The 24,916-nt window shown below is 42.6% G+C and carries 3 protein-coding genes; all 3 read right to left on the bottom strand.

What is annotated here, in order from left to right:
- Positions 1 to 33: 33 nt before the first annotated feature.
- Entirely contained in the window at positions 34 to 10,509 is a 10,476-nt protein-coding gene (locus H6G14_RS22090) for a non-ribosomal peptide synthetase (protein WP_190569659.1), read from the bottom strand.
- Between the two features lie 51 nt (positions 10,510 to 10,560).
- Positions 10,561 to 14,832, bottom strand: a complete 4,272-nt coding sequence (locus H6G14_RS22095) for a type I polyketide synthase (RefSeq protein WP_190569661.1) — start codon at positions 14,830 to 14,832, stop codon at positions 10,561 to 10,563.
- 136 nt (positions 14,833 to 14,968) lie between these two features.
- Positions 14,969 to 24,916, bottom strand: coding sequence for a non-ribosomal peptide synthetase (locus tag H6G14_RS22100; RefSeq protein WP_190569663.1), 9,948 nt, complete (start codon positions 24,914 to 24,916; stop codon positions 14,969 to 14,971).

Below are 24,916 nucleotides of genomic sequence, written 5' to 3' on the forward strand. Positions count from 1 at the left end.
TTAGTAGATATCTATTGATGTAATAGTAGGTGTCTATTCCAGAAAATCTTGAATTTTCTGCACTAGTATCTGGATATGGGGTGGTGACATCATGCTGATATGATTACCAGGAACTACAACAGTTTCTATCTGTTCTACTAGTTCCTTCCAGCTAGATTCAAAGTCTTCCTCAGTCTCAGCAGCTTTTAAGAGAACAATAGAGCCTGAATAAAATTGAGGTTGGTAATCTTGCAGTGCCTGAGCATTGATCTGAAGAATTTTCAGCAGATGAGGAGCTTGATCAAAGTCAAAAGTTTCGATATATATATTCTTCTGTTTAGCTTGTTCTACAACATAAATAACTTGCTCTTCTGGTGCCAATTGTCGCAATTCTTCTAAACAGATTTCTAGCCGATCTTTAAATAACTCAACTAATAGAAAAGCATAGTCTATTTCTCCTTGATAACTGAGAGCAGGGGGAGTAGTGTCTATTAGGGCTAATAAAGCTATCTGTTCACCTTGACGAGAGAGTTGTTGCGCCATCTCAAAGGCTACCAAGCCACCAAAAGACCAACCAGAGAGAAAATAAGGGCCGTGGGGTTGAACAGTTTGCAACTCTTTTATATAGTGAGTTGCCATTTGTTCAATGCTGGTATGAGGTTGATTTTGGGGATTTAAACCAACACATTGCAGTCCATAAAATGGACGTTCTGGATGCAAATAATAAGCAAGATGGTGATAGCAAAGAACATTTCCCCCGCCAGGATGTACACAGAATAAAGGTGATAAATTGCCCTTGATTCTGATAGGAACTAGAGCAGACCAAGACAAGGTATCTGTTGGAGAATCTAGAAAACTTGATAGTTGTTCGATGGTAGGATATTGGAACAAAATAGATAAAGGTAAGTTTATCTGGAAGTGTTTTTGTATCCGGGACACGAGACGAACAGCGAGAAGAGAATGACCCCCAAGTTCAAAGAAATTATCTTGTACGCTGACAGGATGAATGCCTAGAATGTCTTCCCAAATTTGCACCAATTGAAATTCCCAGAGATTTCTTGGCGCGTTAAAGGCTTTTCGTTGTTCCTTGTGGATAAGTTTTGGTAGCCCTCGAACTTGGGGAATTTGTTCTGACGAAATCCTATCTATCAGGGTTGCCAAAGACTGTTCTGGAAGGTCAACAATGCTATTCAATAAAGCCTGAAAATGTTCCAAGATTAAGTTTATAGCTGGATGATCATAGCGCGATCGCTGATAGATGATGCGAAACTCTAGCTGTGAAGTCGGACTGACGAGAATGGTGAGCGCATATTTTGTTTGCGCTCCTATAGAACGATCTTGAGATTGATTGTTTTCATAATTTGCAGATTGTATGGCTGATGAATCAACTGGATAGTTTTGGAAAACTAAGAGACTCTCATAAAGGGGTAGTGAGCCAGGTACTTCGCTCCATTCGTGAATTTGTCCTTGGGAGCAGTATTCATAATCGCGTTGGGTGAAGTTTTGCTCTTGGATATCTTTCAGCCAAGACCAAAGTGATGCTTGGGAAGGAACCAAAAGCCGCATCGGTAAGGTGTTAATAAATAAACCCAACATGGATTCAGACCCTACCAATTCTGGCGGACGACCAGAGAAAGTCGCGCCGAATACTACATCTTCCAGACCGCTATAACGACTCAATAGCAAGCCCCAAACCCCTTGAAGTAGAATATTTAAGCTCAGGTGATGTTGCCTGACCAAAGACTGTAATGCTGCTGTTGCTGAAGCTGACAGTCGGGCTTTTTGTTCACCATAGCGTTCTTCCCCGTCAGAAAAAGTCATAGGTTCAGCTTCTATTCCCAATGGAGTCGGGCTTTTGAAACCTTGGAGTTTGTTTCGCCAGAAGTTTTCAGCTTGGGACAAATCTTGCTGTTTGAGCCAAGCAATATAATTTCTGTAGGGATGACTGGGTTCCAATGATAAATCTTGGCCTTTGCTAAATGCTTCGTAGAATGCAAAAACCTCTTTGAAGATGAGAGGTACGCACCAGCCATCTGTAAGAATGTGATGAGAAGTCCAGACGAATTGATAAGTATTAGTACTGACTTGGAAAAGTGCAAAACGCATTAGCGGTGGTTTACTCATGTCAAAACCACGCAGTCGGTCTGCACTTAGATATATGTCTAATTGCGCTTGCTGCTGGGACACAGAAATTCCACGCCAGTCTTGCTGTTCTAGTGAAATCTCCACTTCCTTGAGTACAACTTGCAGTGGCTCATTTTGATTTTCCCAAGTAAAGGCTGTTCTCAGAATTGAGTGGCGATTAACAACACTTTGCCAAGCTTTGGCAAAAGCTAACAAGTCAAATTCTGCAATTTGCAAGTTTAAAATGCTCTGCTCAAGATGTATCCCTGACTCAGAAGCAGCTAGTGTCTCGAATAGCATTCCTTGTTGTGAAGGAGAAAGCGGATAAATTGATTCAATATTTTTAGTGAGAAACTGAGTTAATAGCTCATCCACTTGTAATTGATTTAACTGTGCATCGGGGAAATCGCTTGGTGTAAAGCCTCTATTTTCTGCTAGTTGACAATGTTCTATGATGGAGGCGATCGCTTGAAGATAGCTTTGTGCTAATTTCTCGACTGTGGAACAACTATGAGCATAACTATTGTAAGTCCATTCAATTCGTAATTGACCATCTATTACCAAAGCATTGATATCTAATAGATGGTCACGAGTTTGCTTTAAACTTTGCATATCCCCGGTAGGTTCCGGTGCAAATTTCCAACCTGTTTCTGATTGTACTTGGTCAAATTGTCCCAGGTAGTTAAAACTAATTTCTGGACTAGGAATTGTCTGTATTTTTTCTTGAACAGTCCTATCTTGACACAAATAACGCAATATACCATAGCCAATTCCCCGATGAGGAATTGCCCGTAATTGCTCCTTGATTGATTTGATAATTTCTCCCGTTTGGTTGAATGCGGGGAGTTGCAATAATACAGGAAATAAACTGGTAAACCAACCTACCGTCCGCGATAAATCTACATCTGTAAACAGTTCTTCTCGTCCATGTCCTTCTAAGTCAATTATTACCGCTAAATTTCCCGCCCACTCTGCTATGGAAATTGCTAAAGCACTCAGCAATATATCATTAATTTGTGTGTTGTAAGCTTCATTTACCGACAGCAAAAGAGTCTGGGTTTCTTGATGGCTTAATGTCACCGACACACAATCAGAACTACCCACTGTGTTTTCTTGTGGAATGTCAGCACAGTCTAATGGTAGTGGTGTGATTTCAGACCAGGGTTGATTCAACCAATAGTCTAATTCATCTTTGATAGTTGCTGATTGGGCATAATCATTTAATTTTTCTGCCCAATCAATAAATGCTGTGGTTTTTGCACTTAACTCTACAGGTTTTGGTGTAATTAATTGTTGATATATTGCTTCTAAATCTGATAATAAAATGCGCCAACTTACACCATCTACAGCTAAGTGATGCACAATAATGAGTAATCTGGCATCACTGTCATCACCCAAATTAAACATCACCGCTTGCATTATTGCCCCTGTTGACAAGTTTAAACTTGCCTGATATTTGGCAGCAATTTTCTCTAGAGCTTGTGCTTGTTCATCTTTAGGGATGGATGATAAATCAACTACGGTAAAAGGTACGCTATCATCTAACCCTTGATTTATTTGTTTGTATTCATCTGCCACGGATGTGAATTTTAAACGCAAAGCATCATGATGTTCTAGTAATTTCTGCACGGCTATGGTAACTAATTCACTTTGCAGATGATTGGGAACTTGTAATAAAACTGATTGATTATAGTGGTGTGAATCTTGCTTATTTTGCTCAAAAAACCAATGTTGAATTGGTGTGAGGGGCGCTACTCCAGTAACTACACCTTGCTTAGATTCAACATTTACTGTTGTATTCGCCACCTGAGCAAGTCCGGCGATAGTTTGGTTTTGGAATATTTGCTTGGGAGTGATTTGTATTCCAGCATTTTTGGCACGGGAAACTACTTGAATACTCAAGATAGAGTCACCACCAATTTCAAAAAAGTTGTCATGGATGCTAACTTTTTCTTTTAATAAAAGTTGTTGCCAAATATTAGTTAAAGTTTGCTCTATAAGTGTGCGTGGTGCTACGTATTCATTTTCCCGGTTAATTTCCCCGTCAGGTGTTGGTAGTGCTTTGCGGTCTATTTTGCCGTTGGGTGTTAATGGTAGTTTGTCTAAGGTGACAAAGCCACTGGGTATCATATATTCCGGTAGCTGTTGCTTGAGGAATTGACGCAGTTGGTTATTGCTTAAAGACTCATCACTAGTAACTACATAAGCCACTAATCGTTTATTACCGGGAATATCTTCTCTGACAATGACTACAGCTTGTTGAATTTCGGGGTGAGTATTGAGGACTGCTTCGATTTCTCCGAGTTCGATACGGAAACCACGAATCTTCACCTGGTTATCAATGCGATCTAAGTATTCAATATTACCATCAGGTAAATAGCGTACTAAATCCCCAGTTTTATAGAGGCGACCATAACCAAAGGGGTTACTGATAAATCTTTCCTGTGTCAACTCTGGACGGTTGAGGTAGCCTTTTGCCAAGCACATACCACCAATGTACAGTTCTCCTGGAACACCAAGGGGAACAGGCTGTAAATACCTGTCAAGAATATATACAGTCCTGTTAGGTAGTGGACGGCCAATAGGCATTTTCCTCAGATTACCGTCTTTACTCCACTGGGGAGGAATTTCAAACAGCGTGGCGGTTATAGTCGTCTCGGTGGGGCCGTAAGCGTTAACCAGACGAACGCAAAACATTGGGCTGCGTTGCCATTTAGCAACATATTCTGGCAAGATTGCATCTCCACCAACAAGCACAAGTCTCAGTTGGCTGTTGGAATCTAGGGCTTGTGTTTTGACCCACTCTTGAGTTAATTGTTGCCAATAGGCTGTTGGCAGATTAACAACAGTAAGTCCAAAATCAGAAATGATTTTTTGGAACTTTGTCGGAGTCCATACATCTGAGCCTCTCAGTACCAGAGTTGCACCAGCTATGAGTGTGGGAAATATCTGTTCTAATGAAGCATCGAAGTTAATTGAGGCAAACTGGAGTACCCGATCGCTCTTTTCAAGTGCGTAAGCTTGTTGAATAATACAACAGTGGTTGGCGATCGCGCCATGTGAGATCATCACCCCTTTGGGTCTGCCTGTAGAACCAGAGGTATAAATCACATAAGCCAAATTACTTGCCTGCACGCCAGCTCTCGCATTATCCCCACTTGACTGAGAAATCACTTGCCAGTCAGTATCTAAACAAACAACCTTCGCTTGATGTTGAGGTAAATTTTCTAGGAGTTGCTGTTGTGTCAGCAGCACTGGAACTTGAGCATCTTCCAGCATAAAGCTCAAGCGTTCTTGAGGATAATCTGGATCAAGTGGCAGGTATGCCCCACCCGCCTTGAGAATACCCAGTAGTCCTACTATCATTTCTAAAGATCGCTCGACACACAACCCCACCAGCACATCTGGTTTGACACCCAATGCGTGTAAGTAGTTTGCTAACTGGTTAGCCCGATGATTTAATTGCTGGTAAGTAAGTTGTTGATTTTCATATACAACGGCTACAGCATCCGGAGTGCGCTGAACTTGCTCCTCAAACAAATGATGGATGAACTTATTTAGTGGATAATCAACCTGAGTAGCGTTCCACTCAACAAGTAACTGTTGTTGTTCTACTGCTGTCAACAGTGGTAATTGGGAGATTTGCTGTTGGGGATTGGTCACAATGCCTTCCAGCAATGTCACAAAATGCCCGGCCATGCGCTCGATAGTGCTGGCATCAAACAAATCCGTGTTGTACTCCCACGCACCCACTAGACCGGTGTCAGTGTTCTGCATTGATAATGTCAGGTCAAACTTAGCCGTTGAGCCTTTTATAACCAATGGAATCACCGTTAACCCAGTCAACTCTATGGGGGACATGGGGGTATTTTGCAGAACAAACATGACCTGGAACAGTGGTGTATGGCTGAGGTCACGTTCTGGCTGTAATGCTTCCACCAGCATTTCAAAAGGCAAGTCCTGATGGGCGTAAGCATCCATCGCCATATCTCGAACACGACCCATTAACTCATAGAAACTCGGATTACCAGCCAAATTGGTACGCATGACCAAGCTATTGACAAAAAAGCCAATTAGCCCTTCAACCTCTAGGCGATCGCGGTTAGCAATTGGCGAACCCACCAAAATATCTGATTGTCCTGTGTAGCGATAAAGCAGGGTATCATAAGCTGCCAACAGAGTCATAAACAGCGTACAACCTTGCTCTTGGCTCAGTTTTACCAACTTCCGGGTTAACTCAACCGACAGCGCAAACTCCTGATATGCCCCAGAGAAAGTCTGCACCGATGGTCTAGGTCTGTCTGTGGGTAGGGACAACAAAGTAGGAGCATTTGCCAGTTGTTGCTGCCAGTAACTCAGTTGCTTTTGTAGTACATCTCCCTGCAACCAGTCTCTCTGCCAAATAGCAAAATCTGCATACTGAATCGCTAATGGTGTTAACGGTGACTGCCTATCTTGGGAATAAGCATCGTACAGGGCGGCTAGTTCTTGGACAAACACACCCATTGACCAACCATCAGAAACAATGTGGTGCATACACACAAATAAAGCGTGTTCTGTTTCTGATAACACTACTAATGTCACTCTGATTAATGGTTCATTGGCCAAATTGAAAGATATTTGCCCTTGTTGTTGCGCCAAGTCCTGTAAAACACGTTCTTGTTCAGTTGTAGGTAAATGCTGCAAATCAACAACTGATATTACTCCCAGTCCCCAATCCCCAGTCCCCAGTCCCCGAATCACTTGAGTCGCTTTTTCATCAACCGTGACAAAATTGGTGCGTAAAGCTTCATGACGATGAATAATTTCTTGTAAGCTTTGGAGCAAAGCTGCTTGATTGAGAGTTCCCGCTAAACGCAAAGCTACAGGAATATTGTAGGAGGGGCTATTCGGCTCAAACTGGTCTAAAAACCATAAACGCTGTTGAGCATAAGACAGTGGCAAGTCTGTATTCTTGGTTCTGGGGACAATTGGCTGTGCAGACAATTCTAAGTCATGTTGTTGTAACTGCTCAAGCGATCGCGCCAATTCGCTGATTTTTGCACTGGCAAACAACTCACGCAAAGGGAGTTCTACTTTAAAAACGTTGCGGATACGTGAAATGAGTTGCGTTGCTAGTAGGGAATGTCCCCCAAGATCAAAGAAGTTATCATGAATGCCTACTTTCTCTACTTTCAGTACTTGCGCCCAAATTTGGGCTAACAGTTCTTCTGTTGGGTTCCGTGGGGCAACATATTTGTCTGTGATTTCGTTGTCTAAATCCGGTGCGGGTAAGGCGCGACGGTCTACTTTACCGCTAGGCGTTAGAGGTAAGGCATCCAACATCACAAAAGCGCTGGGAACCATGTAATCTGGTAACTTGGCTTTGAGAAATTGCCGCAGTTCGCTCATTGTGGTTGGAGAATCCTGATGTGCTACCACATAAGCCACTAGGCGTTTATCACCGGGGGTATCTTCACGGGGAATGATACAAGCGGCTTGCACATCCCTATATTGACTTAATGCTGCTTCAATTTCCCCTAACTCAATCCGGAAGCCTCGTATTTTTACTTGATTGTCAATACGCCCAAGGTATTCAATATTGCCATCTGGCAAGTAGCGGGCTAAATCTCCAGTTTTATATAACCTGCTTCCTTGTCCCTGCTCAAAAGGATTGGGGATAAATTTTTCCTGGGTCAACTCAGGGCGTTTGAGGTAGCCTCTGGCTAGAGAAACACCACCAATGTACAACTCTCCCGGCACACCGATAGGTACAGGCTGTAAATAATTATCTAAGATATAGATTTTTGTATTAGTAATTGGCTTACCAATTGGGGGAAGTAACGGCCAAGTTTCCACTGAATTATCTAACGTAAAATTAGTGGCTACATGAGTTTCCGATGGCCCATAGTTATTGTGTAATGTACAGTGATTTAATTGACTGAACCATTGAGCGATCGCTGGAGTAATCTGTAACTGTTCCCCAGCTGTGATGATTTCCCGCAGGTGACTATTGACTAATCCACTATCCACAGCGACTTCAGCTAATTGCTGTAACGCCACAAAAGGAAGGAACAATCTGGCCACAGCTTTTTCTTGAATCAAACCCAACAAAGCCAAGGCATCACGGCGTAATTCCTCTGTAATTAACAACAACGTCCCACCAGAACACCAAGTAGAAAAGATTTCTTGGAAGGAGACATCAAAGCTAATAGGTGCAAATTGCAGGGTTTTTGCCCCATGAGAAATTGTTGTATTTTGCCGTTGCCATAAAATTAAGTTGCACAAGGAAAGCTGATTCATGGCTACACCCTTGGGCTTACCTGTAGAACCAGAGGTATAAATTACATACCCTAAGTTATCTGCTTGTACATCTGTGATGGGATTTTCCTGACTGGAGTGAGAAATTAATTGCCAGTCAGTATCTAAACAAACAAGCTGTGCTTGATAAGTTGTAGGTGATTTTTCCCCCTGCTCCCCTGCCTTTTCGTAGGACGGTAGTCTGTCGAGGAGTAGCTGCTGCGTGAGTAGCACTGAAACTTGAGCATCTTCTAACATAAAACTCAAGCGTTCAGTGGGATACTCTGGGTCTAGTGGCAGATATGCCCCACCTGCTTTGAGAATCCCTAATAGCCCCATAACCATTTCTAAGGAACGCTCGACACACAACCCTACTAATACATCGGGTTTAACGCCTAAAGACTTCAAGTAGTTCGCCAACTGGTTAGCACGGCTATTTAATTGGGAGTAAGTCAGTTGTTGATTGCCAAACTCCACCGCTACAGCATCGGGTGTACGCTGCACCTGTTCCTCAAATAACTGAGGGATAGATTGATGAGGGGGATAATTGACCTGAGTATTGTTCCACTCTACTAACAACTGCTGTTGTTCAACTTGTGTCAGCAAGGGTAATTGGGAAATTTGTTGCTGTGGGTTGGCAACTACACCTGCAAGTAAGGTGACAAAATGACTCCCTATCCGTTCTATGGTGCTGGAGTCAAACAAGTCTGTGTTGTATTGCCATATAGCTAATAGCCCAGAGGAAGTATTTTTAATAAATAAAGTCAAATCAAACTTAGCCGTTGTCCTTTGTGTCCCTAATGGACTCAGGGTAAGCCCAGTCAGTTCTGCCTCAGATGTTGGCGCATTTTCTAGGACAAACATCACCTGAAACAGTGGTGTATGGCTGAGGTCTCGTTGTGGCTGCAATGCCTTAACCAACTCTTCAAAGGGCAAATCTGGATGAGTGTAAGCTTGCAGCGTCACCCGTCGCACTCGACTCAGCAACTCCTGAAAACTGGGATTGCCAGATAAATCAGTACGTAGCACTAAAGTATTGACAAAAAAGCCAATTAACCCTTCTAGTTCCAGGCGATCGCGGTTAGCAAGAGGCGTACCCACCACAATGTCATCTTGTCCTGTGTAGCGATAAAGCAAGGTGGCATAGGCTGTAAACAGCGTCATGAATAGGGTAGCTCCCTCTTGCCTACTGAATTGGGTTAGGGCTTGACTTAATTCATTTGATAATTGCACATAGTGAATTGCACCCCGATAAGTTTGAATGGCTGGTCTTGGTCTGTCTGTGGGTAACTCTATTAAGTTGGGAGCATTTTTGAGTTGTTGCTTCCAGTAGTCAAGTTGGGTTTGCAGTACTCCGGTTTGTAAAAATTGCCGTTGCCAAATAGCAAAGTCAGCATACTGAATTGGTAACTCAGGCAAATTTGGGGATGAACTATTACATAATGCTGAGTAAATTGTTGCTAACTCGCCCATTAATACGCCCATTGACCAACCATCAAAAATAATGTGATGTATTGTGATTAGTAAAGCGTGTTCCACCTCTGTAAGTTTAATCACAGAAGCTCGAATTAAAGGAGAATTAACCAGGCCAAAGGGGTGATTAGCTTCTTGTGAAGCTAATTTTTGGCAAGCAATTTCTCTTTCATTTACAGGTAAATGAGTTAAATCTACTATTGGCACACTTAAGGTTAAACTATCAGCAATTACCTGGACTGGTTGCTCATTGATGGTGGGGAAGTTAGTACGCAATACTTCGTGGCGAGCGACAACTATATTGAGGCTTTGTTCTAGTGCCACAATGTTCAACTGACCATGAAGTTTTACAGCAATTTGTTCATTGTAGAAAGGGTTATTTGGTTCCAACTGGTTTAATAACCAAAGTTGTTCTTGGGCAAAAGAAAGAGGTAAGTGCTGAGGACGTTCGGTTTTGATTAAGGATAAATCTTTGTTGGTGTTAGTAGTTTTATCGTGCAGTAACGAAATAATTTCTGCTTTATTTTTGGCTAATAAATCACGAGTTTCTATGGTTAATACTCCCTTGGGAGCATTAGCGCGCAACTGTTCACCTTCAACCCACAACTTCACACCCTGTTTATTTAAATCAAACACCAATTTTTCAATATTCACAGCAACATTACCTCCACTCCAGCTAATTCGTAATTTAAAATTATTTTTTACTCAAATTGCTATTTCTTCTCGATCAAATGCGCCCAAATTAGTATCTATTTCCAGCGTTTTTCCTAACTTCGGCGCTATTTCCGCTATCGTGGGGGATGCAAACAAACTTGCCACATTTAAGCGAAGAGCAAAAGTATTGCGTAGTCTTGAGAGAATTTGAACAGCTATGAGGGAATCTCCTCCTAGTTCAAAAAAATCGTCATGGATTCCCACCTGATTAATTCCCAATAATTCTTGCCAAATATCGGCAATTTTTTGTTCAATTTCATCACGGGGAGCTATATATGAATTGGCTAAATTAGGTCTGGAATGTAGATTAGATAATTTTTCTGGCTGCAAACTATCCGGCTTTGTTGGTAATGAAATATCTGATTTAGTCTTAGTCTGTTTCTGCCCAGATTTGGCACTAAATGCAGTTGATACAGCAGCTTGAGCCATAATAATCTGATGCTCAAATGCTTCAGTTTCAGGAAACGCAGCAACTTGAACAAAATCTTGGTCTTGTAGTGCTGCAAACCACTGTTCTTTGATAATAAAAGGCTGACCAGGGTCGCGTCTTTGATCATCTAAAGGTTTCAATAGCAAACCCCAACTAATATCAAAATCGATTTTAGGTTGAGTTATTTCCCATACTAAAAGGAAACCCCCAGGAGCTAATAAAGAGCGTACATGATGTAGGGTTTGATCAATGTTCTGAGTTGCATGGATAACATTAGTAGCTATGATGACATCAAAGCTATACTGCTCAAATCCTTGCTCAATTGGGGGCTTGTCTATATCTAATAAGCGATATTCAACAAATGGATATTCCTGAAACTTTTGTTGGGCTTGAGTCAAAAAGCCGCTACCAATATCAGTAAAAGTATAGTTGGTTTGTTGAGGCGGCAACAAAGGTAATAATGCTTGTGTAGATACACCAGTAACCGCACCAATTTCTAGAACTCTCAGATGAACGGATGATGGTAAAGATTTGACTATCTGTTCTAAGCTTGAGCGCAAGATAGAGTTGTAGTAATTAATTAAAGGAGATTCTGAATATGAACCTTTGTTTTCTTTTTGGTAAACCAGTTCATTGAAAATCTCTAATGGCTCTTGTTCACCAGTGACAATAGCAGCTAAATTTTCTCCACATTTCTGCACTAAATCTAAATCTACTAAAGATGAAGCAGCAAACCTCGCTTTAACTTCTGCTAAATGTTCATTAATATAATTTTGTGAACATGGCACTAACCCAGTAAATAAACCATCCTGTTGTTGTAATTGACCTTGTTCTATTAATATTTGCAACCATCTAGAAAACAATTGTTGATAGCGGGGAGAAATATGATATTTCTCCCACAAATTATCCAAAGAATACTTTTCTTGGGGATGATGGAAAGCGCCTAATTGTCTAAGTGCAGCGTTGATGTAAGCTGTACATAAATGTCCTAACCATTGTTTGTTTTCTTGATAGGTAGACTCGTTAAGTTCTGCATTTCTCACACTAGCTTGCTTCTGACCTGCTTGTGTCAGCAAACTCCACAATTGTGATGTTGGTGGTAAGGTTTGCAATTGTCCCCAGACTGCCTTTTGTGGGGTGTCAATCCAATAACGTTGTCGCTCAAAGGGATAGGTAGGTAAGGGAAGACGATAATATTCATCTTGACTATAAAATCCCCACCAATCTACCTTGACTCCAGCCAACCAGAGTTGACCAAATGTGTTGAATAAAACCCGAATATCGGATTGCTTTTCTCGTGGATGGCGTATTGAGGTTAAGACTGTTTGTGTGGCTACTTTACTGGGATGTCTTTTCACTAACGTAGTTAGTGTGTGTCCTGGCCCTACCTCTAATAAGACTTGCTTAGGTGTTGCTAATAATTTTTCTACACCTTGGGCAAACAGCACTGTAGAACGCAGATGTTGAGCGTAATACTCAGGGTTGGTGGCTTGGGTGACTGTAATCCAAGTGCCAGTCAGATTGGAGATATAAGGAAGTTTGGGAGGATTTAAGGTGACTTGTTGGACTCGCTCTGCAAATGCCTCTAAGATGGGTTCCATCATGTGAGAGTGGAAGGCATGGGATGTATGCAGAAGACGACATTCAATTCCTTGAGCAGCTAGCTGATTTTGTAGAGTATTTATAGCTGCTATGGAACCAGAAACTACACATTGCGATCGCACATTAATCGCCGCAACAGCAAGTTCTGTACCTAACAGAGATTGTACCTGATCGGCGGGTAAAGGAATAGAAAGCATTGCCCCAGTGGGGAGTTGCTGCATCATCTTTCCCCGTGCTGCTACCAAAGATAAGGCATCTTCTAGGGAAAAAACCTCTGCTAAGGTTGCGGCTACATACTCGCCAATACTGTGACCGATGGCAGCCTGTGGTTTTACTCCCCATGACTGCCATAATTGAGCTAAGGCGTACTCAATGACAAAAATAGCAGGTTGAGCAATTCCTGTTTGTTCCAATTGCTTTGATGCTGCATCAATCTTGTCGTCACTGGGATAAATAATGTCACGCAAATCTAATTCCAGCAAGGGTTTAAGAAACTCCGAACAATAATCAACTTGTTCTTTAAATACTGCCTCAGTTTCATAAATCTCCCGCCCCATGTTCACATACTGAGAACCTTGACCAGGAAACATAAAGACCACAGGCCGTTCTGTAATCTCTGTATAGTTAGTAAATACTTGTTTTGACTCTAGACCTTTAACAGCATCTTCTAAATCTTGACAAATCAACATCCGTCGATAATTAAAACCCCGGCGACCACTATTGAGGGTATAAGCCACATCCCCCAAGTTAACTTCCGGATGCTCTTTTAAATAAGTAATTAAATTACCCGTCGCCTTCTCCAACGCACTCGCCGTCTTAGCCGAGAGTACCAACAAGTGTAAAGAAGGTTCAATTACATCTTTATAATTTTGAATTTTGAATTTTGAATTTTGAATTTCTGCTGGTGCTTCTTCCAAAATCACATGAGCATTAGTACCCCCCATGCCAAAGGAACTAACACCAGCACGGCGAGGAAAATTATTTGTTTCCCATTCCTTGAGGGTTGTATTCACATAAAAAGGACTGTTGGCAAAATCGATTTTGGGGTTAGGTGTCTCAAAGTGCAAACTAGGAGGCAGCATTTTATGTTGCAGGGCTAATACAGTTTTAATCAAACCTGCCACACCTGCGGCTGTATCTAAATGTCCTAAGTTGGTTTTGAGGGAACCAATAGCACAAAAACCTTTTTTATCGGTAGTTTGATTAAAAGCTTGAGTTAAAGCAGCAATTTCAATGGGGTCGCCTAAAGGTGTAGCTGTACCATGAGCTTCGATGTAGGAAATGGTTTCCGCATCTACACCAGCGATAGCTTGAGCCTCACCAATGACTGCGGCTTGTCCACTTACACTAGGTGCTGTGTAGCCAACTTTTACCGCCCCATCATTATTAATAGCTGAACCTTTAATAATTGCACAGATGTGGTCGCGATCGCTGATTGCGTCCTTTAATCTTTTCAAAACCACAATCCCCGCACCACTACCGGCAATTGTTCCTTGTGCTTGAGCATCAAAAGCGCGGCAATGTCCATCAGGGGAAAGAATCATGCCTTCTTGATGCAAATAACCTATTTTTTGAGGAACACTGAGAGTTACACCACCCGCTAAAGCCATGTCACACTCACCATTGAGGAGACTTTGACAAGCTATATGAATAGCCACTAAAGAAGTAGAACAGGCTGTCTGTACATTGACGGCGGGGCCAGTCAAATTAAGCTTATATGCAGCTCGTGTAGGTAAAAAATCTTTATCGTTGGAGAATCCTAATTGGATAGGGTCAATTGTTGCTAGTAATTGATGATGAGGATAGAGGTTATTGAGAAAATACCTATTCATCCCCACACCACCATAAACTCCGATTAAACCATGATAAGTTTGTGGGTCATAACCAGCCGTTTCTACAGCTTCCCAAGCTAATTCTAAAAATAGGCGTTGTTGTGGATCTATTAACTCAGCTTCTTTGGCACTATAAGCAAAGAAATTAGCATCAAACAATTCAATATCTGATAGTACACTACCAGCTTTGACATAATTAGGGTTATTTAATAAATCTGGAGAAACGCCATAATTGAGCAATTCTTCATCTGTAAACCAGGAAATAGACTCTACGCCATCTCGTAAGTTCTGCCAAAATGATGCAATATCTTTCGCGCCCGGAAATCTACCTGCTACAGCAATAATGGCGATTTCCGAATTATTTAATTCGTGATTGTCATACCCTGAATCTATGGTCATATAACAGTTCCTAAGCAAGTGAAGTACAGATGAGATTGATTGTTTTTAAACGCGGCAAAAAGTTCTGAAGGAGGGTTAGCCCGACCTAGAAAACTTTTCAAGGCAGAGGGGCGCGGAGATTGGTAAATGCGATGTTTTATCTTTTTCTCTGAGCGCGATGTTGTTGTCTGGATTGTAATTGTCTGTTCTTTAAGTCTTTGATTTCGCTATGGGATTGAGGGCGAGAATTATTTTGTTGTGTAACTGTATTTTTTTTGTGAATATTATTTAAATGTTGGCTTAAGCTGTGTACCGTCGGGTAATTAAACATATCAATTATTGATAGTTCTAAGCCAAATTCTTCTTGTAATTGCTGGTTAATTTTTACCAGTAGTAACGAATGACCTCCTAGCTCGAAGAAGTTATTGTAAATACCTACCTTTTCTACTCCTAATACTTGCTGCCAAATCCCTGCAATAATCCTTTCTAGTTCTGTATTTGGCGTGACATAATCTGATAGTTCTTGATGTAAATTTGGGTTAGGCAAAGCACGGCGGTCTACTTTACCATTAGGTGTTAAAGGTAAGGATGGCAATATAACAAAAGTAGCCGGAACCATATACCCAGGCAGTTTATCGGCAAGGAACTGACGCATTTCTCCTGTTGTGAGTGTCACGTCTTTTTGCGGCACTACATAAGCGACTAAAATCTTATTCCCTGGGGTTTCTTCACGAGCAATGACGCAACATATCTGCACATCATCATGTTGGCTCAAAACGGTTTCGATTTCTCCTAATTCAATGCGGAAGCCCCGAATTTTTACTTGATGATCAATGCGTCCTAAGTATTCAATCTTACCGTTTGGTAAATAACGCGCCAAATCCCCAGTTTTATATAATTTTGACTTTTCAAAAGGATGAGGAATAAACTTTTCCTGGGTGAGTTCTGGACGGTTGAGATAGCCTCTGGCTAGTCCCACACCACCAATATGTAACTCTCCTGGTACACCTACAGGCACTGGTTGTAAATTTTCATCTAATATGTAAATTTGTGTATTAGCGATCGCACGACCAATAGATATTTTCTCGTTATTATGGCATTGTGCGTTCGCCTTCGGCGTGGCTTTGCCAATCGTGGCACAAACGGTAGCTTCCGTTGGCCCGTAGGCGTTGAAAAAGTTTCTGCCAACCGACCATTGCCTAATTAATTCAGCAGCACAAGCCTCTCCAGCGACGATGATTGTTTGCAGTTCTGGCAATTCCGACACGGGCATAACGGCTAAAGCCGATGGTGGTAGGGTGACGAGGGTAATAGAATAATCACGCAATCGCTCAATTAAGGGCTTCCCTGGTAATAGAGCGTCTTTTGTTGCCAGATACAACCTCCCACCTGACATTAAAGCCATGACAATTTCCCAAATAGCAGCATCAAAACTGAAGGAAGCAAACTGGAGGACGCGACTATCTGGAGTCAAGCCAAAAGTTTGTATCTGAGCTTGAGCTAAGTTGCACAGTCCTTTATGCTCAACCATGACACCCTTCGGTCTACCTGTTGAACCAGAGGTGTATATCAAATTCGCTAAATGACAGGCTTTGACTCCACTAGTTGGGTTATCTTGACTGTTTTGGGCAATTTGTTCCCAGGTTTCATCTAAACAAACAAGTTTTGCTTGATATTGAGGCAACCTCTCGATTAAATGTTGTTGAGTCACCAACACAAAAACCTGAGCATCTTCTAACATCAAGCTCAAGCGTTCAGGGGGATACTCTGGGTCAAGTGGCAAATATGCCCCACCCGCTTTGAGAATCCCCAACAGTCCAACCACCATCTCTAAAGAACGTTCTACACAAATACCCACCAGCACATCTGGTTTTACACCCAATGAGCGCAGGTAATGAGCCAACTGGTTAGCACGACAATTTAATTGCTGATAAGTCAGTTGTTCATTGCCAAACACCACAGCAACAGCATCGGGAGTACGTTCTACCTGCTCCTCAAACAACTGATGGATACATTTATCAGAGGGATAATCTGCTTGAGTATTGTTCCATTCCACAAGTAACTGCTGTTGTTCAACAGTTGCCAGGATTGGCAATTGTGAAATTGGCTGTTGGGGGTTAGCAATCACACCTTCCAGCAAGGTGACAAAATGACCAGTCATGCGCTCAATGGTACTAGCATCAAACAAATCAGTGTTATATTCCCAGACTCCCACCAGTCCAGAGGCAGTATTCTGCATAATTAAAGTTAAATCAAATTTGGTGGTAGTACTTTTTACCTTGATGAGACTTGCTGTTATCCCAGTTAACTCCAGTTGAGAAGCAGGCGCATTTTGGAGAACAAACATCACCTGAAACAGTGGTGTATGGCTAAGATTTCGTTCTGGCTGTAATGCTTCCACCAGCATTTCAAAAGGTACATTCTGATGGGCATAAGCTCCTAAAGCCACTTCTCGGACACGAGTCAGCAATTCACTAAAACTGGGATTGCCTGCCAAATTAGAACGTAAAACTAAGGTATTGACAAAAAAGCCAATTAGCCCTTCTATCTCAGAGCGATCGCGGTTAGCAATTGGTGTCCCCACCAAAATATCTGATTGTCCGGTGTAGCGATAAAGTAAGGTATCGTAAGCTGCCAACAGCGTCATAAACAGAGTACAACCTCGCTCTTGGCTGAGTTTGACCAATCTATCAGTTAACTCCCCGGAGAGTACAAACTCTTGATATGCCCCAGCGAAAGTCTGCACAGCAGGTCTAGGTCGGTCTGTAGGCAGAGATAACAAACTTGGTGCATTTGCCAGTTGTTGTTGCCAGTAACTCAGTTGCCTTTGTAATACATCGCCTTGCAACCAGCCCCTCTGCCAAATGGCAAAATCTGCGTACTGAATCAGCAGAGGCGTTAAAGATGGGGATTGACCTTGAGAATAAGTATCATACAGCGCTGCTAGTTCTTGAAAAAACACACCTATAGACCAGCCATCAAAAACAATGTGATGTATACAAACTAATAGAGCGTGTTCCGTCTCGGACAGTAAAACTAATGCAGCCCTGACCAATAATTGTTTTGCCAGTTCAAAAGGTTTTTGTGCTTGTTGTTGCGCCAAGACTTGTAAAGCACTTTCTTGTTCAGTTGTAGATAAATCCTGCAAATCCACCACTGATACTATTCCCAATCCCCAGTCCCTAGTCCCCAATTCCCAATCCCCAGTCCCCAATTCCCTGATTACTTGAATTGGTTGTCCGCCAACTGTCAGGAAATTAGTACGCAAGGCTTCGTGACGACCAATAATTTCTTGTAAGCTTTGTTCTAAAGCAGTTCGATTCAAGGTTCCAGCCAGACGCAAAGCTATCGGTATGTTGTAGAAAGAGCTATTGGGGTTTAACTTGTCTAAAAACCATAGCCTTGTTTGGGCATAAGACAGGGGTAACTCCGTATTTCTTGTCCTTGGTAAGATGGCTGATGCTGTTAGCTCTAAGTCTTGTCGTTGCAACTGTTGAATATTTGCCGACAACTCCGCAACCGTTGGTGCAGCAAATAAACTCCGCAATGGTAGTTCTATGTTCCAGCTGGTACGTATGCGGGAAATCAGTTGGGTTGCCAGTAAGGAATGTCCCCCAAGTTCAAAGAAGTTATCATGTATTCCCACTTGCTCTAATTTCAGCACTTGCGCCCAAATCCCTGCGAGCATTTCTTCGGTTGGGTTCCGTGGAGCAGCATATTTGTCTGATAATTGGCTGTGTAAATCAGGGGCGGGTAAAGCACGGCGGTCTAGTTTACCGTTGGGGGAAAGGGGTAGAGCATCCAAGATAACTATGGCACTTGGCATCATATACTCTGGTAATTTTTCCTTGAGGAAGTCCCGTACTTCCCTCACCGAAAGTATCTGCTGTTTTTCTGGTACAACGTAAGCAACTAGGCGTTTATTTCCAGGTGTATCTTCACGGACAACTACACAAGATGCTTGCACATCCCCATATTGGCTCAGTACTGCTTCCACCTCACCCAACTCAATGCGGAAACCGCGAATTTTCACTTGATTATCAATGCGTCCTAAAGATTCGATGTTACCGTCAGGTAAATAACGTGCTAAGTCTCCGGTTTTATATAATTTTTTCCCTCCTACTTTCTCAAAAGGATGAGGAATAAATTTCTCCTGGGTTAACTCATGACGGTTAAAGTAGCCTTGGGCTAAAAGCACACCAGCAATATACACTTCTCCTGGTACACCAATGGGTACAGGTTGTAAGAACTTGTCCAGAATATAGATTTGTGCGTTGGCAATAGGGCGACCAATGGGAGGAAGCACAGGCCAAGTCTCTACTGCATCACTCAAAGTAAAACTGGTGGCTAAATGGCTTTCTGATGGCCCGTATTGATTGTGCAATGTACAATCAGTTAATTTATGGAACCACTGAGAAATGGCAGGGGTAATCTGTAACTGTTCTCCAGCCGTAATGATTTCCCGCAAATGAGTATTAACACATCCATTACTAACGGCAACTTCCGCCAGTTGCTGTAAGCCCACAAAGGGGAGGAAAATTCTTTCTATGGCTTTTTCTTGGAGAAAGTCTAACAAAGCTGATGTATCTCTGCGTAGTTCCTCTGTAATTAAGAACAATGTGCCGCCAGAACACCAAGTAGTGAATATTTCTTGGAAAGAGACATCAAAGCTAATGGAAGCAAATTGCAGGGTTTTAGCTCCACGGGCAATTTTCAAATTATCCTGATGCCACAGGATATGATTGCCCAGGGCAAGCTGATTCATCGCTATACCCTTGGGTTGACCTGTAGAACCAGAAGTATAAATTAAATAAGCTAAGTTATGGGTTTGTACGTCACAAATCAGATTTTCCCGACTGTTGTGAGTAATCAGTTGAGCATCGGTATCCAGACAAATCAGCTTGGCTTGATGCTGGGGTAATCTGTTAACGAGTGACTGCTGTGTTAACAAAACTGAAACTTGAGCATCTTCTAAAATAAAACTCAAACGCTCAGTGGGATACTCTGGGTCAAGGGGTACATAAGCAGCACCAGCTTTGAGAATCCCCAATAGTCCAATGACCATCTCCAAAGAACGTTCTACACAAAGCCCCACCAGGACATCTGCTTTCACACCCAAAGATTGCAAGTAATGGGCTAATTGGTTAGCACGACCATTCAATTGCTGATAAGTGAGTTGTTGATTTTCCCATTCCACAGCCACAGCGTTAGGTGTACGCTCTACCTGTTCCTCAAATAATTGATAGATGCACTTATCTAATGGATAATCCACTTGAGTATCGTTCCACTCCACCAGTAACTTTTGTTGTTCTGGTGGTGTTAGCAGTGGTAATTGTGCGATTGGCTGTTCTGGGTTAGCAACAATACCTGTCAGCAAAGTCACAAAATGAACAGTCATTCGCTCAATGGTACTAGCATCAAACAAATCAGTGTTGTATTCCCATAGCCCTATCAATCCAGAAGCTGTGTTCTGCATGATTAAGGTTAAATCAAACCTAGCGTTTGCCCCTTTCATGGGGAATGGACTGACAGTTAGCCCAGTTAATTCTACTTGTGATGTAGGGGCATTCTGCAAGACAAACATCACTTGAAACAGTGGTGTATGACTCAAATCGCGTTCTGGCTGTAATGCTTCTACCAACATTTCAAAAGGTAAATGTTGATGAGAGTATGCCTCCATTGCCATTTCCCGGACACGAGTCAGCAACTCACAAAAACTAGGATTCCCTGCCAAATTAGAACGCATGACTAAAGTATTGACAAAAAAGCCAATTAACCCTTCTATCTCAGAGCGATCGCGGTTAGCAATTGGCGAACCCACCAAAATATCTTCTTGTCCTGTGTAGCGATAAAGCAGAGTATCAAAGGCTGCTAACAGGGTCATAAACAGGGTACAACCATGCTCTTGGCTCAGTTTTGTCAGTTCATTAGTTAGCTGCCGTGACAGTGCAAACTCTTGATATGCGCCGTTGTCAGTTTGTACTGCTGGTCTTGGTCGGTCAGTTGGTAAGGACAGTAAAGCTGGTGCGTCTTTTAGTTGTTGTTCCCAGTAACTCAGTTGCCTTTGTAATACATCCCCTTGCAACCATTGTCTTTGCCAAGTGGCGAAATCTGCGTACTGGACAGGTAGTGGTGCTAAAGGTGTTCGCGTAGCGTCTTGCAGAGAAGTTTGACCATGAGAATAAGCATTATATAGTGCGGCTAATTCTTGGATAAACACACCTATCGACCAACCGTCAGAGACAATATGGTGCATACACAGCAACAAAACCTGTTCTGTCTTGGACAAGACAACTAACGTCACCCTGATTAATGCTTGTGTTGCCAAGTCAAACGGTTGAATAGCTTGCTGTTTGGCTAATTGCTGTGCGGTGATTTCCTTTTCATTTGTGGATAAGTGCTGCAAATCAACAACTGATACTATCCCCAATCCCCAATCCCCATTACCCAGTCCCCTAATAACCTGCATTGGTTGTCCATCAACTGCGATGAAGTTGCAGCGTAAGGCTTCGTGACGATGAATAATTTCTTGTAAGCTTTGTTCTAAGGCAGATATATTCAGTGTTCCGACTAGACGCAACGCTGTAGGAATGTTGTAAAAGGCGCTGTTCGGGTTGAACTGGTCTAAAAACCACAAACGCTGTTGAGCAAAAGACAGTGGTAATTCTGCATTGTTTACCCTTGGGACAATGGGTGCTGTAGAAACTTCCAAGTCTTGTTGCTGTAATTGCCCAATTGATGGCGCTAATTCGGCAACTGTGGCATTTGCAAACAACTCACGCAATGGTAGTTCCACTTTGAAGACATTACGGATGCGTGAAACTAGTTGCGTTGCCAGTAGGGAGTGTCCCCCCAGTTCAAAGAAGTTATCATGTATGCCTACTTGCTCAACTTTCAGCACTTGCGCCCAGATTTGTGCCAGCATCTCCTCAGTTGGTGTACGTGGGGCTACATATTTTTCGAGTTGTGTGCTATCTAAGTCTGGTTTCGGCAAAGCGCGACGGTCTAATTTACCGTTGGGAGTCAGAGGTAGATACTCCAGCAATACAAAAGCACTGGGAACCATGTACTCTGGTACCTTTGCCTTGATAAATTGTCGCAGTTCGTTGATTGTGGGTGTACAGTCTGGATGTGCTACTACGTAGGCAACTAAGCGTTTATCACCGACATGATCTTCGCGGACAATGACACAAGCTGCTTGCACATCGCTATGTTGGTTTAGTGTTGCTTCAATTTCGCCCAACTCAATGCGGAAACCACGTATTTTTACTTGGCTATCAATACGTCCTAAGTATTCAATATTGCCATCAGGCAGATATCGAGCTAAGTCTCCTGTTTTGTAAAGGCGAGAATCGGGGTCAGCGCTAAAGGGGTTAGAAATGAATTTCTCTTGTGTCAATTGTGGGCGGTTAAGGTAGCCTTGTGCTAACCCCAAACCACCAATATGTAGTTCTCCAGCTACGCCTATAGGAACTGGTTGTAAGAACGAATCTAAAATATAGATTTGTGTGTTGGCGATGGGTTGCCCAATAGGCACTGTTCTCAGATGAGTATCTGGTTTACATTGCCAGTAAGTAACATCAATTGCCGCTTCTGTAGGCCCGTAGAGATTATGCAGTTCGCAGTCTAGGCGAGCAAAAAAGCGTTCTTGGAGTTCTAAAGGCAGAGCTTCGCCACTACAAATAACTCGTTTTAAACTACTGCAACTTTCTAAATTTTGTTCTTCTAAGAAAACCTGGAGCATAGAAGGAACAAAATGTAGTGTAGTAACCTGCTCCTGTGAAATCAAGTTGACCAAGTAAGCACTATCTTTATGTCCACCGGGTTTAGCCACAACTAAACGCGCTCCAGTCATTAACGGCCAGAAGAACTCCCAAACTGACACATCAAAGCTAAAAGGGGTTTTCTGTAAAATGCAGTCGGCTGGTGTTAATTGATAAGCTTGCTGCATCCACAATAGACGATTGCAAATGCCTAAGTGGGTGTTCATGGCTCCTTTGGGTTTGCCCGTAGAACCAGAAGTATAAATCACATAAGCCAAGTTACTGTACTGCACACCAGCAATGGGATTTTCTTGGCTCGATAGAGCGATAGATTGCCAGTCAGTATCTAAACAGACAATTTGTCCTGGATGTTCAGGCAACTTTTTGAGGAGTTGTTGTTGTGTTAGCAGTAATGGAGCTTGAGCATCTTCTAGCATGAAAGTCAAGCGGTCTTGAGGATAATCTGGGTCGAGTGGCAAATATGCCCCACCTGCCTTGAGAATCCCCAATAGTCCTACCACCATCTCTAAAGAACGTTCTACACAAATCCCCACCAACACATCTGGTTTTACACCCAGTGAGCGCAAGTGATGAGCCAATTGATTAGCACGATTGTTTAACTGCTGATAAGTCAGCTTTTGCCCTTCAAAAAAAACTGCGATCGCATCTGGGGTACGTTCAACTTGCTCTTCAAACAACTGATAGATAAACTTATCCTGGGGATAATCTACTTGAGTGTTGTTCCATTCCACCAACAGTTGATGATGTTCTGCTGGACTCAAAATTGGTAATTCTGCAATTGGCGCTTTGGGATTGGCAACAATTGCTTGTAATAAAGTTTGAAAATGTTGGGCTATGCGAGCAATTGTAGCCCCATCAAATAAATCAGTACTGTAAGACCATACACCCTCTAAACCTCCTGAAACTTCCCAATAGTCTACTTCCAGGTCAAATTTGACTGTTTCATCTATGGGTAGGGAGATGTTCTCAATAGTTACACCAGGTAAATTCCAAGTCTCCTGTGAGGCATTCTGGAGGGAAAACATCACCTGTACCAGGGGATTACGGCTCAAATCTCGCTCTGGCTGGAGCTTTTCCACCAACACATCAAAGGGTAAATCCTGGTGGGTGTATGCTGACAATGTTGTTTGTCGCACTTGTGCCAAGAAATCGGCAAAGCTGGGATTCCCAGACAGATCACCCCTTAACGCTAAGGTGTTGGCAAAAAACCCCATTAACTGCTTGACTTGGGGATTGTTGCGGTTGGCAATGGGAGAGCCAACAACAATATCTGATTGACCAGTATAACGATGAAGTAATACTAAAAAAGCAGCCAGTAGAGTCATAAACAGTGTTGTCTCTGACTCTTGGCTCAACTGCTTGAGGCTTTGTGTGAGGTTGCTATCTAGTTGAAAACGCTCAACTGCACCCCGGAAGGTCTGAACTGGTGGTCTTGGTTTATCAGTGGGCAGTTCTAGTACCCCAGGAACACCTGCTAATTGTTTTTGCCAGTAAACTAGTTGCTGATCCAGAACTTCGCCTGTCAGCCATTGGCGTTGCCAAAAAGCAAAGTCAGCATATTGGATGGGTAATTCTGGTAGTGGGTTGGGTAATCCTTGAGTGAAAGCTGTATATAGCTGTGATAACTCACTAAAAAAGATGTTTAAAGACCAGCCATCATAGATGATGTGGTGCATCTTCAACAGCAGTATATACTCCTGGTGACTCAGTTGCAGTAGAGTGAGTTGTACTAATGGGCCCACAACTAAATCGAAGGGCTGGGATGCTTGAGAATTAGCTATTTGCCGAATTTTGTCAGTTTGTTCCTCATCTGACAACCCTTGCAAATCATACACTGGCAAAGCTAAAGCAGTCGGGGCAGCAATTACCTGGACGGGTTTGCCATCTACTGCGGGAAAGGTTGTTCTTAATATTTCGTGGCGGCGAACAAGTTCATTCAAGCTTTGCTCTAATGCAACTACATTCAGCGACCCATTTAGTCGCTGAATCAGGAGCATATTATAAGAACGACTGTCGGGGGAGAGCTGGTGCAGAAACCAGAGGCGCTGCTGTGCAGAAGATAGGGGCAGATCACCATCCCGTGACGCTGGTTGAATCGAAGACTGATGAGCCGCTTTCACCTGCTTTGCTTGCTGTAAAAATAGAATAATTTCTGTTTTACGAGCAGCTATTTCCTGACGCATGGTGGGAGTTAATACCCCTTCAGGTGCATGACAACGCAAGCGAACCTCTTCTAGAGGCGCTCCGCTAACGCCATCAATTTCTATTTCAATTTTCAAGCTTGTCAGGTGACGAACGAATTCAACAGTGCTGTTAGTCAT

It is taken from the genome of Nostoc parmelioides FACHB-3921 (assembly GCF_014696625.1).
Taxonomy (GTDB): Bacteria; Cyanobacteriota; Cyanobacteriia; order Cyanobacteriales; family Nostocaceae; genus Trichormus; species Trichormus parmelioides.